The following is a 13,946-nucleotide window of genomic DNA, read 5'->3' as shown; positions in this document are numbered from 1 at the left end:
GGTGGCCGGCGAAGAGCAGACCGGACAGGCGGTGGACGACGCGGCGGGAGCCGGCGTGCCCTCGGAGGCACGCGAGCGGCATCAGCGGCTCGCGGAGCAGATCGAGGAGCACCGCTTCCGGTATTACGTCAAGGACGCCCCGGTCGTCAGCGACGCGGAGTTCGACAAGCTGCTGCGCTCCCTGGAGGCGCTGGAGGAGGAGCATCCGCAGCTCCGGACGCCCGACTCGCCCACGCAGAAGGTCGCGGGGTCGTACGAGACGGAGTTCACGGAGGTCGCCCACCGCGAGCGGATGCTCTCGCTGGACAACGCCTTCGACGACGAGGAGCTGGCCGCCTGGGCGGAGCGGCTGGCGACGGAGCTGGGCGGCGACCCGAAGTCGGCGGGGTACCACTTCCTGTGCGAGCTCAAGGTCGACGGCCTCGCGGTCAACCTCACGTACGAGCACGGCAGGCTGACCCGCGCCGCCACCCGCGGCGACGGCCGCACGGGCGAGGACATCACGCCGAATGTGCGGACGATCGCGGACATTCCCGACCGGCTCAAGGGCGACCGCGTCCCCGAGTTGGTGGAGATCCGTGGCGAGGTCTTCTTCCCGATGGAGGCGTTCGAGCAGCTCAACGCCCGCCTGGTGGCGGACGGCAAGCCCCCGTTCGCCAACCCGCGCAATGCCGCGGCCGGTTCGCTGCGCCAGAAGGACCCCAAGGTCACGGCGACGCGCCCGCTGCACATGGTCGTGCACGGCACCGGCGCCCGCGAGGGCTTCGACATCGACCGCCAGTCGCAGGCGTACGACCTGCTGCGCGAGTGGGGCCTGCCGACCGCCAAGCACAACAAGGTCGTCGACTCGCTCGCCGCGGTGCGGGAGTTCATCAAGTACTACGGCGACCACCGCCACGACGTCGAGCACGAGATCGACGGCGTCGTGGTCAAGCTCGACGAGATCCGGCTGCAGGGCCGCCTCGGGGCGACCTCGCGCGCGCCGCGCTGGGCCATCGCGTGGAAGTACCCGCCGGAGGAGGTCAACACCAAGCTGCTGGACATCCGGGTGGGTGTCGGGCGGACCGGCCGGGTGACGCCGTACGCCGTGGTCGAGCCGATCATGGTGGCCGGCTCCGAGGTCGAGTTCGCCACGCTGCACAACCAGGACGTGGTCAAGGCCAAGGGCGTCTTCATCGGCGACACGGTCGTGCTGCGCAAGGCGGGCGACGTGATCCCCGAGATCCTCGGGCCGGTGGCGGACCTGCGGGACGGCAGCGAGCGGGAGTTCGTGATGCCGGCCGAGTGCCCCGAGTGCGGGACGGCGCTGCAGCCCGCCAAGGAGGGCGACATCGACCTGCGCTGTCCGAATGCGCGGGGATGTCCGGCTCAGTTGCGCGAGCGGCTCTTCTACCTCGCGGGCCGCAAGAGCCTGGACATCGAGAACTTCGGATACGTCGCGGCGACGGCGCTGACCCAGCCGCTGGAGCCCGCCGAGCCGCCGCTGAAGGACGAGGGCGACCTCTTCGGGCTGTCCATCGAGCAGCTGCTGCCCATCAAGTCGTACGTGCTCGACCCGGACAGCGGCCTGCCCAAGCGGGACCCGAAGACCGGCGAGGAGAAGGTCGTCACGTTCTTCGCCAACCAGAAGGGCGAGCCGAAGAAGAACGCCCTGGCGATGCTGGAGAACATCCAGGCGGCCAAGGAGCGCCCGCTGGCCCGCATCCTGACGGGCCTTTCGATCCGGCACGTGGGTCCGGTCGCGGCGCAGGCGCTGGCGATGGAGTTCCGTTCGCTGGACCGGATCCGGGAGGCGAGCGAGGAGGAGCTGGCCGCGGTCGAGGGCGTCGGCGGCACCATCGCCGCCTCGCTCAAGCAGTGGTTCGAGGAGGAGTGGCACCGCGACATCGTGGACAAGTGGCGTGCCGCCGGGGTCCGGATGGAGGAGGAGAGCACCGGCGACGAAGGCCCGAGGCCGCTGGAGGGCGTCACCGTCGTCGTAACGGGAACACTTCAATCACACACCAGAGATGGCGCGAAGGAAGCGCTGCAACGCCTTGGAGCGAAAGTGACCGGATCTGTCTCGAAGAAGACTGGTTTCGTCGTTGTAGGCGACAATCCTGGTTCGAAATATGACAAGGCTATGCAGTTGAAGGTGCCTGTGCTGGACGATGACGGTTTCGCGGTGCTGCTCGAAGAGGGCCCCGACGCCGCCCGCGCGGTAGCGGTCACACCGCCGGAGGAGGAGTGAGCAAGTCACTTCTTCGGCGCATACCAGACGCTTACGGGTGGTCGGGTCGCATTCGGGCAACCGCTGCCGATCGCTGCCCGAGGTGGCCTTCTGCGGCCTACTGTTGAGGGGTGCGCCTGCCGTGGCGCGGGCACAGCCGGCTGTGAGAGGTATCGGAATGGAACCGACCGACAGCGCCGCTCCGGCGTCGCGGCTCCGGCGGCTCGTCATGCCCGCGTTGCCCGCGGCTGTGGTTCTGACGGCCGCCCTGGTGCTCGTGACGGGCGTGATCATGACGATCGGAGGCGGCGCCGCGCTTTTCCCGCGCGGCGCCGTCGGCTGGTCGCTGGCCGTCCTCACCGGCGTGATCGTCGGGCATCTCGTCGCCATCGGCCGGGACCGCTGGTCCGGCGGCACCGGCTCCGGTGCCGCACTGGCCCTGGCGGTCCTGCTGCTGTACGGCTGGGTGCCCGCACTGTTGATCAGCCTGTCCGTGGTCGTGCTGGTCGGCGCGGCGCGTCGGCAGCGCTGGCGACAGGCGGTGGTGCACGGTGCGATCGACGTCCTCGGCCTGGGCGCGGCGGCGCTGGGCCTCGCCGCGTTCGGCATCACGCCCAGCGTGGCCGACCCCGGCCGTCCCGGTGAATGGGACCTGTCCGTCCTGCCGCCGATCCTCGGATCGGCGCTGGTGTATCTCGCCGTCACCCGCGCGCTGCTGTGGTTCCTGATGGGCTCGCGCAACGGCCGGCTGCCGTCCATCGCGCGCCGGTCGGTGACCCGGCAGGCCCTGGTCGGCATCGCGCTCGTGGGCATAGCCCCGCTGATCGTGGTGGTCGCCGAGCACACCCCGCTGCTGCTGCCGCTCTTCGCCGTACCGCTGATCGCGCTGGACTCCACGCTGTGGATCGCGCGGGCCCGCGCCGAGGAGCAGCTTCGCGACCCGCTGACCGGCCTGCCGAACCGGCAGTGGCTGCTGGAGCGGACCTGGAGCGCGCTGGACGACGCCGAGCGCGTCGGCGCCCGCGCCGCCCTCGTACTGATCGATCTCGACCGTTTCCGGTCGGTCAACGACACCCTCGGACACCTCGCCGGTGACCGCCTGCTGCTCCAGATCGCCGAGCGGCTGCGGCAGGCCCTGCCCCGCGGAGCGGAGGCCGCGCGGCTGGGCGGCGACGAGTTCGCGGTGCTGCTGCCCACCGCCGATTCCCTCACCAGCGCACAGCGGGTGGCCCGTTCGCTTGTCGCCGCCCTGGGCTCGCCCCTCGACCTGGACGGGCTGACGCTGGTGCTCGAGGCGAGCGCCGGCGTCGCGGTCTATCCGGACCACGCGCTGGACGCCGAGGGCCTGCTGCGCCGCGCGGACGTCGCGATGTACCAGGCGAAGCGGGACCGCAGCGGCGTGGAGGTCTACGAAGCCAAGCGCGACGGCAACACCCCCGACCGCCTCGGCCTCCTCGGCGACCTGCGCCGGGCGCTGGACGCGGGCGAGGTCGAGCTGCACTACCAGCCCAAGGTCCGCTTCGACGGCCAGGTCGCCGGTCTCGAGGCGCTGGTGCGCTGGGTGCACCCGGACCGCGGGAGAGTCCCTCCGGACGAGTTCATCGCCATCGCCGAGTCCTCCGGGCTGATGCCGCGGCTGACCGAGTACGTCCTGGAGACCGCGCTCGGCCAGGTGGCGCGCTGGCGCGCGGACGGCCTGGAGGTCCCGGTCGCGGTGAATGTGTCACCGCGCGATGTGCACACCCCCGGGTTCGCCGGCGCGGTCGCCGCCCGGCTGGCGCGGCACCAGGTACCGCCGGGCGCGCTCCAGCTCGAGATCACCGAGCATGTGCTGCTGGAGGACCCGCAGCGCGCCGCCGACACGCTGAACGGCCTGACCGGCCACGGCGTGAAGATGTCGCTGGACGACTTCGGCACGGGGTACAGCTCGCTGGTGCACCTGCGGCGGCTGCCCGTCAGCGAGCTGAAGATCGACCGCTCGTTCGTGGCCCGGCTCGCGGTGGACACCGAGGACGCCGAGATCGTCCGCTGCACGCTCGACCTCGCGCACTCCCTCGGCCTGCTCGTCGTCGCGGAGGGCGTCGAGGACGACGAGACCTGGGAGCGGCTGCGCGATCTGGGCTGCGACGCGGTACAGGGCTGGCTGGTGGCCGCCGCGATGCCGCCGGACGAGACGACGGCGTGGCTGCGGGCGCGCGAGCACCACGGCTGGCGCCGGGAGTCGGAAGGCGCGCCTGCCGACTCAGAGGAGGCCGACCGGCCCTCGGGCCAGGTCGTGAAGTAGCCGTCCCGGTCCCGGTTCCGGCCCCCGCGGGGAAAGCGTTTCGCGGTCACGACTCCCGGAGCCATAGGATTGGGGCGGAAACTCCACCGGAAACCAGCAGAGGATCGCTGCATGCCTGGCATCACGCGCGAGGAGGTCGCCCACCTCGCACGGCTGGCACGTCTGGAGCTGAAGGACGAAGAGCTCGACCACTTCGCCGGACAGCTCGACGACATCATCGGCGCGGTAGCCCGCGTCTCCGAGGTCGCCGACCAAGACGTCCCGCCGACCTCCCACCCGCTGCCCCTGACGAACGTCATGCGGGCGGACGAGGTCCGTCCGTCGCTCACCCCCGAGCAGGCGCTCTCCGGCGCCCCCGCCCAGGAGCAGCAGCGATTCAAGGTGCCGCAGATTCTGGGGGAGGAGTGACCGAGATGGCGCAGACCGCAGCACACGAACTGATCAAGCTGACCGCCGCCGAGACCGCAGCGAAGATCGCGGCCGGTGAGGTCACCGCCGTCCAGGTCACCGAGGCCCACCTGGCCCGGATCGAGGCCGTGGACGAGAAGGTGCACGCCTTCCTGCACGTCGACCGGGAGGGCGCGCTCGCCCAGGCCCGCGCCGTGGACGCCAAGCGCGAGCGCGGCGAGAAGCTCGGCCCGCTGGCCGGCGTCCCGCTCGCCCTGAAGGACATCTTCACCACCGAGGGCGTCCCGACCACCGTCGGCTCCAAGATCCTCGAAGGCTGGATCCCGCCGTACGACGCGACGGTGACCGAGCGCCTGAAGGCCGCCGACGTCGTCATCCTCGGCAAGACCAACATGGACGAGTTCGCCATGGGGTCCTCCACGGAGAACAGCGCGTACGGCCCGACGGGCAACCCGTGGGACCTGACCCGCATCCCCGGCGGCTCCGGCGGCGGCTCGTCCGCGGCCCTCGCCTCGTACGAGGCACCGCTGGCGATCGGTACGGACACCGGCGGTTCCATCCGCCAGCCCGCCGCCGTCACCGGCACGGTCGGCGTGAAGCCGACGTACGGCGGCGTCTCCCGCTACGGCATGGTCGCGTTCTCCTCCTCCCTCGACCAGGGCGGACCCTGCGCCCGTACGGTCCTGGACGCGGCGCTGCTGCACGAGGCGATCGCGGGCCACGACCCGCTCGACTCCACCTCCATCGACGCGCCGGTCCCGGCGGTCGTCGAGGCCGCGCGCAACGGCTCCGTACAGGGCATGCGCGTCGGCGTGGTGAAGCAGTTCCGCGGCGAGGGCTACCAGGACGGTGTCATCCAGCGGTTCGACGAGTCCGTCGCGCTGATGAAGGAGCTGGGCGCCGAGATCGTCGAGCTGGACTGCCCGTCCTTCGACCTGGCGCTGGCCGCGTACTACCTCATCGCGCCCTCGGAGTGCTCCTCCAACCTGGCCCGCTTCGACGCCATGCGTTACGGCCTGCGGGTCGGCGACGACGGCACGAAGTCGGCCGAGGACGTCACGGCCCTGACCCGCGAGGCCGGCTTCGGCCCCGAGGTCAAGCGCCGGATCATGCTCGGTACGTACGCGCTCAGCTCCGGCTACTACGACGCGTACTACGGCTCCGCGCAAAAGGTGCGGACCCTGATCACCCGCGAGTTCGAGAAGGCATTCGAGCAGGTCGACGTGATCGTCTCGCCGACCACGCCCACCACCGCCTTCCCGATCGGCGAGCGTGCCGACGACCCGATGGCGATGTACCTCGCGGACGTGTGCACGCTCCCCGTGAACCTGGCGGGCAACGCGGCCATGTCGCTGCCCTGCGGCCTGGCTCCCGAGGACGGGCTGCCCGTGGGCCTGCAGATCATCGCCCCCACCATGAAGGACGACCGGCTGTACAAGGTCGGTGCCGCCGTCGAGGCCGCCTTCGTGGAAAAGTGGGGCCACCCGCTGCTCGAGGAGGCACCGTCACTGTGAGCGCCATCACCAAGAAGGCCAAGAACTTCAAGAAGTCCAAGTCGGGTCTGTACCTGTCGATGGGCACCACCGCTTTCGGCGCGCTCAGCGTCGCCAAGCAGGCGAAGCTGGCCCGGCAGGAGAACGACACGCTCCGGCTGATCGACGCGGCGGTCTCGGCCGCGGCGATCGTCACCGGCCTGGCGATCCTCTACCGGGAACTGAAGCACCTGGGCGACGACGACGTCCTGCTGGGCTGAGAGGGATTGTTTCACCGTGACTGTCACTGACCTGGTCTCGTACGAGGACGCCCTCGCGACGTACGAGCCCGTCATGGGTCTCGAGGTGCACGTCGAGCTCGGCACCAAGACCAAGATGTTCTGCGGGTGTTCGACGGCGCTCGGCGCCGACGCCAACACCCAGACCTGCCCCACCTGCCTGGGGCTGCCCGGCTCCCTCCCGGTCGTCAACGCGATCGGCGTGGAGTCCGCCATCAAGATCGGCCTCGCGCTGAACTGCTCGATCGCCGAGTGGTGCCGCTTCGCCCGGAAGAACTACTTCTATCCGGACATGCCGAAGAACTTCCAGACCTCCCAGTACGACGAGCCGATCGCCTTCGACGGCTACCTCGACGTGCAGCTGGAGGACGGCGAGGTCTTCCGCGTGGAGATCGAGCGCGCCCACATGGAGGAGGACACCGGCAAGTCCACGCACGTGGGCGGCGCGACGGGCCGAATCCACGGCGCCTCGCACTCCCTCCTGGACTACAACCGCGCCGGCATCCCGCTCATCGAGATCGTCACCAAGCCGATCAAGGGTGCGGGCGAGCGCGCCCCCGAGGTCGCCAAGGCGTACGTCGCCGAGCTGCGCGAGCTCATCAAGGCGCTCGGCGTCTCCGAGGCCCGCATGGAGATGGGCCAGATGCGCTGCGACGTGAACCTCTCGCTGATGCCCAAGGGCAGCGAGAAGTTCGGCACGCGCTCGGAGACCAAGAACGTCAACTCCCTGCGCAGCGTCGAGCGTGCGGCCCGGTTCGAGATCCAGCGGCACGCCGCGGTGCTCTCCTCCGGCGGCACGATCATCCAGGAGACCCGCCACTTCCACGAGGAGGACGGCTCCACGACGTCCGGCCGCGTGAAGGAGGAGGCGGAGGACTACCGGTACTTCCCGGAGCCCGACCTGGTCCCCGTCGCCCCGTCCCGCGAGTGGGTCGAGGAGCTGCGCAAGGGACTGCCCGAGCTGCCGCGCGTGCGCCGTAACCGGCTGCGCGAGGAGTGGGGCATCTCCGAGCACGACATGCAGTCGATCCTCAACGCCGGTGCGGTCGACCTGATCGTCGCCACCACGGAGGCCGGCGCGGACGCCGCGGCCGCCCGTAAGTGGTGGATGGGCGAGCTGGCCCGCCGCGCCAACGAGGACGGTGTCGACCTCGACGCGCTGCCCATCACGCCGGAGCAGGTCGCCCGGGTCGCCGCGCTGGTCGCCGAGGGTTCCCTCAACGACAAGCTGGCCCGCCAGACCATCGAGGGCGTACTGGCCGGAGAGGGCACCCCGGACGAGGTCGTCGAGAAGCGCGGCCTGAAGGTCGTCTCCGACGAGGGCGCGCTGGGCAAGGCCGTCGACGAGGCGATCGAGTCCAACGCCGCCATCGCCGACAAGATCCGCGGCGGCAAGGTCGCCGCGGCCGGCGCCCTGGTCGGCGCGGTCATGAAGGCCACCCGAGGCCAGGCCGACGCGGCCCGCGTCCGCGAGCTCATCCTGGAGAAGCTGGGCGTGGAGGGCTGATCCTGGTCCCCTTACGTGGGGAGGGGCGGCGCACCTACTGGGTGCGCCGCCCCTCGCGCGTGTGCGATCCGTGTCAGCTCTCTTGGGCGGATCAGCGGATCAGCGGAACGCGGCGACGTTCTCCCGCGCCCACTGCTGGAACGTTCGGGCAGGAGCGCCGGTGATCTGCGACACCGTGTCCCGCACCCGGAGCAGCTCGTCGTTGACGTCCCCGCCCATCAGGTCGAGTATCGCGTCCGCGGTTCCGTCCGCCATGAAGGACGCCATCTGCCGGTGGGCCTCCTCCCGGCTGATCTCGTCGAGGGACACCTCTTCCCCGAGGGCAGCACCGATGGCTTCGACCTGCTGCCGGGGCGTGACCCGTGCGGGTCCGGTGAGTGCGTACGTCCGCCCCCGGTGCCCCGGTTCGGTCAGCGCCGTCCTGGCCACCGCCGCAATGTCGGCGGGGTGGATGGCGGGCAGCCCGATGTCCGCGTACGGCGCCCGGACCGACCGGTGCGCGCGGATCGACGCCGCCCACCACAGGGTGTTCGAGGTGAACTGCGTCGGCCGCAGGATCGTCCAGGCCATGCCGCTGTCCTGGAGCAGCCGCTCGACCGCCAGGTTCTCGCCGGCGGGAGCCAGGTGGGGATGGGTCTCCACGGTCATGGACGACACGAGAACCACGTGCTCGACGCCCGCTTGCCGGGCGGCCGCGAGGACGTCCGCGTCCGCGCCCACGCCCGACACGAGGAACAGTGAACGCACCCCGTCCAGCACCGGCTTCAGCGCGGCGACCTCGGTCAAATCGCCCTCGACAGCTTCGACTTCCCCGGGGAACGAGGCCCGGGCAGCGTCCCGGGTAAGCCCCCGCACGGGGCCGGCGCCGGCCCCCTGCAGCTCCCGCAGCAGGGCGCTCCCGATGTTCCCGGTCGCACCGGTCACAAGGATCATCGTTGCCTTCTCCTGTCGCCAGCCGGCGATCGCTCTCGTCGATCACTCGCGCTGCACGCTAGGACCTCAACTGGGCTTGAGGTCAAGCGCGGTGGGGTGGGGCGTCAGGAGGCGTCCGGAGGGCTCGCGATCGACTCGCGTTCGATGAACTCCGTGTCCAGGACGATGTGTTCGGGGGTGCCGGCAGTGCCCTCGATGCGGGTGATGAGGGAGTGGACTGCGCGGGCGCCGAGTTCCTGGACGGGCTGGGCCACGACGCTGATGCGGGGGCGTACGGCGCGGGCCCAGTCGGTGTCGTCGAAGGTGACGACGGAGAGGTGTTCGGGGACGCGGAGGCCGTGGTCGCGGGCGGCGGAAAGGACGCCGAGGGCGATCATGCTGTCGGTGGCGAAGACGGCCGTGGGGGGCTCGGAGAGGGACAGCAGTTCGGCGGTGAGGTCGGCCGGGTCCTCGCGGTGGAAGGTACCGGTGCGGAGGTAGGTGTCGGTGTCGGTGAGGCCCGCCTCGCGCAGCGCGGCGCGGTAGCCCTCGATGCGCTCCAGGCCGGTGGAGACCGGGTCGGGGGAGGCCGGGTCGGGGGAGGCCGGGTCGGCGGGGGCGGCCTCCAGGGCGGTGGACGGAGCGGTGCCCGGGGTGTCGGCGGGGGTGCCCACAGGGGCGGTGCCCAGCAGGCTGACCAGCGCGATGCGGCGGTGGCCCGCGACCAGGAGGCGGCGTACCGCGTCCTGGGCGGCGCCGTGGTTGTCCACCGTGACGGAGTCCGCGGGCAGGCCGGGGGCCTGGCGGTCGAGGAGGACGACGGGGCAGCCGGCGGCGTGCGCGGCCGCCAGGTGGCCGGTCTCCGTGGTGGCGGCCGGGGCGACGATCAGCCCGTCGACGTGCTTGTCGCGCAGCATCTTCACCGCGGCGCGCTCGGCGGCCACGTCCTCGTCGGTGTTGGCGAGCAGGACCTGGTACCCGGCGGCGCGCGCCGCGTCCGTGATGCCGCGGGTGACGCCCGCGAAGAACGGGTTCTGGATGTCGGCGACGATCGCGCCGAGGGTGTGCGTACGTCCCGTGATCATGGAGCGGGCGAGCTGGTTGGCGCGGTAGCCGAGCTTCTCGGCGGCGGCGCGCACGCGTTCGCGGGCGTCCGGGCTGACCGAGCCGTAGCCGGCCAGCGCGCGGGAGGCGGTGGAGCGGGACACGCCCGCCTCGCGCGCGACGTCGGGGAGGGTCGCGGGGCGGCCTGCGGGCTTGCGTCGGTTCGTCGTCATGGCGTCGTCAGGCTATCGGGTCGCGACAGGGGATTGACGGCGGGGAGTTGGCGGTGGGAAGGTTCCCAACACCGCGAATGAGAACGTTCTCAAGACACCTCTTCGGCTTGGATTGAGAACGTTCTCAATGATGCGGGAGGCCGGTGCCCGTCCCGGGCTCCGCACCACCCCGCCGCGCCCGCATCGCACCGCACCACCCCGCACCGCAACCGTTCAGGAAAGGACCCGCGTGACTACCGCATCCCTGCCCCTCAAGCCGATCACCGAGGACTTCAAGGAGGCCGTGTCCTTCGCGCTCAGCCAGAACGAGGCCGCGCGCACGTTCGTCGACGAGGTCGTCGCGGGCGGGCTGCGCAACGTCTTCCTCGTCGGCTGCGGCGGCTCGCTCACCGCCGCCTACCCGGCGCACTTCCTCCTGGAGACCCGGGCGCAGTTCCCCGTCTTCCACATGAACAGCGACGAGTTCAATCTGCGCCGCCCCGCGCTGCTCGGCGAGGGCTCACTCGTCCTGGTGTCCTCGCACACCGGCACCACCAAGGAGACCGTCGCGGCCGCCGAGTACGCCCGCAGCACCGGTGCCAAGGTCGCCGCCCTCACCCGCAGCGCCGACAGCCCCCTGGCCAAGGCCGCGCACGCCGCGTTCACCTACCGCAGCGAGGACACCGTCGTCGCGCCCAAGGGCGTGCTGTTCGGGCAGCTCGTGTACGCGCTGCTGGAGAAGACCGGCGCCGAGGGCGACTACGCGGCCGTCCGCACGGCGTACGAGGCGCTGCCCGAGGCGCTCCACAAGTCCCAGGAGGAGGGCGAGGAGCTCGCCGCCTCGATCGCCACCGCGCTGGCTGACGAGGACGTCACGTACGTCCTGTCCGCCGGCCCCAACTACGGCGCCGGCTACGGCTTCACGATGTGCTACCTGATGGAGATGCAGTGGAAGCACGGCGGCACCTACAACGCCGGTGAGTTCTTCCACGGCGCCTTCGAGGTGGTCACCGAGGACCAGCCGGTGATCCTCTTCCTCGGCGAGGACGCCACCCGCCCGATGGCCGAGCGCGCCAAGACCTTCCTGGACAAGTACACCAAGAAGGCCCACTACGTGGACTCGCGGATCTTCTCGCTGCCCGGTGTCCCGGAGTCGGTGCGCGGCGACATCACGCCGATCGCGCTGGACGTCTTCGGCACCCGGCTCGCCCGCCACTACGAGTCGGTGCGCGGCCACGACCTGGACAAGCGCCGCTACATGTTCCAGGTCGAGTACTGATCCCGGAACCCCCTCGCGTGACCCGGCCCGGTGCGGTGCCGCACCGGGCCGTCCCGTACCCGCTCCCCTCCCGCAGCTCCTCCCCGTAAGGAACCCCCATGCGCATCTGCGGAGTCGGTGACAATGTCGTCGACCGCTATCCCCAGCGCGGCCTGATGTACCCGGGCGGCAACGCGCTCAACGTCGCGGTGCACGCCGCCCGGCTCGGCGCCGACGCCGGGTACCTGGGCGTCACCGGCACCGACGAGGCCGGCGCGCACATACGGGCCGCGCTCGCCGCCGAGGGCGTCCGCACCGACCGGGCCCGGACGGCCGACGGGCCGAACGCCTACGCGACCGTGCACCTCGACGCGGACGGCAACCGCAGCTTCGGCGAGTGCGACGAGACCGTCTCGGTCTTCGCGCCGGACGCCGCCGACCTGGCCTGGCTGGCCGGCTTCGACCTGCTGCACACCGGCGACTGCAGCCGCCTGGAGCCGCACCTGCCCGCGCTCGCCGCCGCCTGCCCGGTCAGCTTCGACTTCTCCGACCGCCCCTGGTCCTACGCCGCGCCGCTGCTGCCGCACGTGCACGGCGCCGTCTTCTCCCGGCCGGACGCCGGGGACGCGGAGGCCGCCGCGCTCGCCGAGCGGATACGGCAGGCCGGTCCGAAGCTGGCCGTGGTGACGCGCGGGGCCGGTGGTGCGCTGGTGTCGTACGAGGGGACGGTGCACCACCAGCGCGTCGTCCCGGTCGCGGCCACCGACACCCTGGGCGCCGGCGACTCCTTCATCGCGGCCCTGCTCGTATCCCTGTGGCAGGGCAGCCCCCTGGCCGACGCCGCCGCCCGCGCCGCGCGCTACGCGGCCGAGGTCTGCACCAGCCCCGGGGCCTTCGGCCACCCCCTCGCCCTGCCCGGCAGCCCCGCCCGCCGCTGACCGCCCGTCCCTTCCGACCACCCCTCCGACCGCCAGGAGAGAGCCGATGCGCCGCACCCCGGCAGCCGCCGCCGGCTGCCTGCTCGCCGTACTGCTGACGCTGCTCAGCGGCTGCGGCCAGGCCCCCGTAAGGGTCACCGCCGACGACTTCCGCCTCGCCGGAAAGCCCCACGGCCACCTGACCGTCCTGGAGAAGTGGGCGGACCCCGAGTACGCCCCGTACTTCAAGGCGGCGGCCCGGGAGTACGAGAAGCGCAACCCCGGCGTCACCATCGACCTCCAGGCCGTCGGCGACCAGCCCTACAAGGACCGGATCGCGGTGCTCGCCGCCTCCCGCGAACTGCCCGACATCTACTTCGCCTGGCCGGGGCGGTACGCGCAGAAGTTCGCCGACGGGCGGCTCGCCGCCGACCTCACCGGGCAGCTCGACGGCACCCGCTGGGGCGAGCGCTTCGAGGGCGACGCGCTGCGCGCCTTCACCTACGGCGGGCGGCGGTACGGCGTGCCGCTGGACATGGACGCCAAGGTCTTCGCGTACAACGAGAAGATCTTCGCGAAGGCCGGGGTGCGGCGCGTCCCGCGGACCTTCCCCGAACTGCTCACCGCCTGCGACCGGATCAAGAAGGCCGGGTACACGCCGCTGGCCTTCGGCAACCAGTACGGCTGGCCGGCCGGGCACCTGCTGACCCAGTTCAACGCCATGGAAGTGCCGGCCGACGTGCTGGCCAGGGACTACGACGGCGGAGCCCACGCCTTCACCCACCCCGGATACGTCCGCGCGTTCAAGGACCTGGCGCGGCTGCGGCAGCGGTGCATGCCGCCCGGCGGCACCAGCATCAGCCACGAGTCGGCGCAGGCCCGGATGCTGTACGGGAAGGCCGCCATGCAGTACCTGGAGACGCTGGAGTTCTCGTACCTGGACGAGAGCGGGGGCGCGCCCAAGGCGTACGCCGAGAACTGGGACTTCTTCCCGATGCCCGCGATCCCCGGCGCCAAGGGCTCGCCGCGCGCCATCGCCGGCGGCGTGGACGGCCTGATGGTCTCCAACTCCTCGCCGGACAAGGCGCTCGCCGTGGACTTCCTGAAGTTCCTCACCAGCCGGGAGCAGGCCCGGAAGATGGTGCGGGAGCTGGGCTGGCTGAGCGCGGTGAAGGGCACGGCGGACGCCGCGCGGCTGCCGGGGCTGGCCGGCGCGCAGCGGACGATCGCGAGCCACGACATCGCCGTCTGGCTCGACACCCGCGCCGACGACAAGGTCGTCAATCCCTATCTGTCGGCCGCCGATTCCGTGCTCGGCGGCAACGCCACCCCGGAACAGGCCATGAAGACCGTGCGCCGGGGCGCCGAGAACGCCCGCCGCTTCGGCGTCCGCCCCTGACCCCGCCCGCCCCGAAGGAGGTGCA

Annotated in this window: 11 protein-coding genes; 9 read left to right on the top strand and 2 right to left on the bottom strand. The window is 71.6% G+C overall.

Annotated elements, in window-relative coordinates; genetic code table 11:
* The first annotated feature begins 1 nt into the window (after position 1).
* The 6 genes from ligA (at position 2) to gatB (ending at position 8,179) form a co-directional block, all read left to right on the top strand.
* Entirely contained in the window at positions 2 to 2,230 is a 2,229-nt protein-coding gene (gene ligA / locus IG84_RS0104625; protein ID WP_382467323.1) for an NAD-dependent DNA ligase LigA, read from the top strand.
* 157 nt (positions 2,231 to 2,387) lie between these two features.
* Entirely contained in the window at positions 2,388 to 4,493 is a 2,106-nt protein-coding gene (locus tag IG84_RS0104620) for a putative bifunctional diguanylate cyclase/phosphodiesterase (protein WP_031051619.1), read from the top strand.
* 111 nt (positions 4,494 to 4,604) lie between these two features.
* A complete protein-coding gene (gene gatC / locus IG84_RS0104615) occupies positions 4,605 to 4,901 on the top strand; it encodes an Asp-tRNA(Asn)/Glu-tRNA(Gln) amidotransferase subunit GatC (RefSeq protein WP_030258164.1) in 297 nt (98 codons plus the stop codon).
* Positions 4,902 to 4,906: 5 nt separating this feature from the next.
* Entirely contained in the window at positions 4,907 to 6,415 is a 1,509-nt protein-coding gene (gene gatA, locus IG84_RS0104610) for an Asp-tRNA(Asn)/Glu-tRNA(Gln) amidotransferase subunit GatA (RefSeq protein WP_031051617.1), read from the top strand.
* Positions 6,412 to 6,654 (top strand): hypothetical protein, encoded by a 243-nt coding sequence (locus IG84_RS0104605; RefSeq protein ID WP_030258159.1) that lies wholly within the window; start codon positions 6,412 to 6,414, stop codon positions 6,652 to 6,654. The genes gatA and IG84_RS0104605 overlap by 4 nt, the downstream gene beginning before the upstream one ends.
* 16 nt (positions 6,655 to 6,670) lie before the next feature.
* A complete protein-coding gene (gene gatB / locus IG84_RS0104600; RefSeq protein WP_031051614.1) occupies positions 6,671 to 8,179 on the top strand; it encodes an Asp-tRNA(Asn)/Glu-tRNA(Gln) amidotransferase subunit GatB in 1,509 nt (502 codons plus the stop codon).
* A gap of 99 nt (positions 8,180 to 8,278) precedes the next feature.
* Here the strand turns inward: gatB and IG84_RS0104595 are convergent, their stop codons facing one another.
* Entirely contained in the window at positions 8,279 to 9,112 is an 834-nt protein-coding gene (locus IG84_RS0104595; RefSeq protein ID WP_031051612.1) for an SDR family oxidoreductase, read from the bottom strand.
* Positions 9,113 to 9,216: 104 nt separating this feature from the next.
* Positions 9,217 to 10,368 (bottom strand): LacI family DNA-binding transcriptional regulator, encoded by a 1,152-nt coding sequence (locus IG84_RS0104590; protein WP_031051610.1) that lies wholly within the window; start codon positions 10,366 to 10,368, stop codon positions 9,217 to 9,219.
* A 229-nt stretch (positions 10,369 to 10,597) separates the two neighbouring features.
* Here IG84_RS0104590 and IG84_RS0104585 point away from each other — a divergent pair, with 229 nt between their 5' ends.
* The 3 genes from IG84_RS0104585 (at position 10,598) to IG84_RS0104575 (ending at position 13,921) form a co-directional block, all read left to right on the top strand.
* Positions 10,598 to 11,626: an SIS domain-containing protein gene (locus tag IG84_RS0104585; RefSeq protein ID WP_031051608.1), complete on the top strand. Its 1,029-nt coding sequence runs from the start codon at positions 10,598 to 10,600 to the stop codon at positions 11,624 to 11,626.
* A gap of 98 nt (positions 11,627 to 11,724) precedes the next feature.
* Entirely contained in the window at positions 11,725 to 12,543 is an 819-nt protein-coding gene (locus IG84_RS0104580; protein WP_031051607.1) for a PfkB family carbohydrate kinase, read from the top strand.
* A gap of 46 nt (positions 12,544 to 12,589) precedes the next feature.
* The gene (locus IG84_RS0104575; RefSeq protein ID WP_051861385.1) at positions 12,590 to 13,921 is read left to right on the top strand and encodes an ABC transporter substrate-binding protein; all 1,332 of its coding nucleotides are present in this window, start codon (positions 12,590 to 12,592) and stop codon (positions 13,919 to 13,921) included.
* Positions 13,922 to 13,946: the final 25 nt, after the last annotated feature.

Source organism: Streptomyces ochraceiscleroticus (genome assembly GCF_000720485.1).
GTDB lineage: Bacteria > Actinomycetota > Actinomycetes > Streptomycetales > Streptomycetaceae > Streptomyces > Streptomyces ochraceiscleroticus.
The sequence above is the reverse complement of the archived record's forward strand: the minus strand, read 5'-3'. Positions and strand labels throughout refer to the sequence as shown.

Excerpts from the sequence above, each read along its gene's own strand:
- IG84_RS0104575 (WP_051861385.1), top strand. The coding sequence starts at position 12,590 with ATGCGCCGCACCCCGGCAGCCGCCGCCGGCTGCCTGCTCGCCGTACTG.
- gatA (WP_031051617.1), top strand. The coding sequence starts at position 4,907 with ATGGCGCAGACCGCAGCACACGAACTGATCAAGCTGACCGCCGCCGAG.
- IG84_RS0104590 (WP_031051610.1), bottom strand. The coding sequence starts at position 10,368 with ATGACGACGAACCGACGCAAGCCCGCAGGCCGCCCCGCGACCCTCCCC.
- IG84_RS0104620 (WP_031051619.1), top strand. The coding sequence starts at position 2,388 with ATGGAACCGACCGACAGCGCCGCTCCGGCGTCGCGGCTCCGGCGGCTC.
- IG84_RS0104580 (WP_031051607.1), top strand. The coding sequence starts at position 11,725 with ATGCGCATCTGCGGAGTCGGTGACAATGTCGTCGACCGCTATCCCCAG.
- IG84_RS0104595 (WP_031051612.1), bottom strand. The coding sequence starts at position 9,112 with ATGATCCTTGTGACCGGTGCGACCGGGAACATCGGGAGCGCCCTGCTG.
- gatC (WP_030258164.1), top strand. The coding sequence starts at position 4,605 with ATGCCTGGCATCACGCGCGAGGAGGTCGCCCACCTCGCACGGCTGGCA.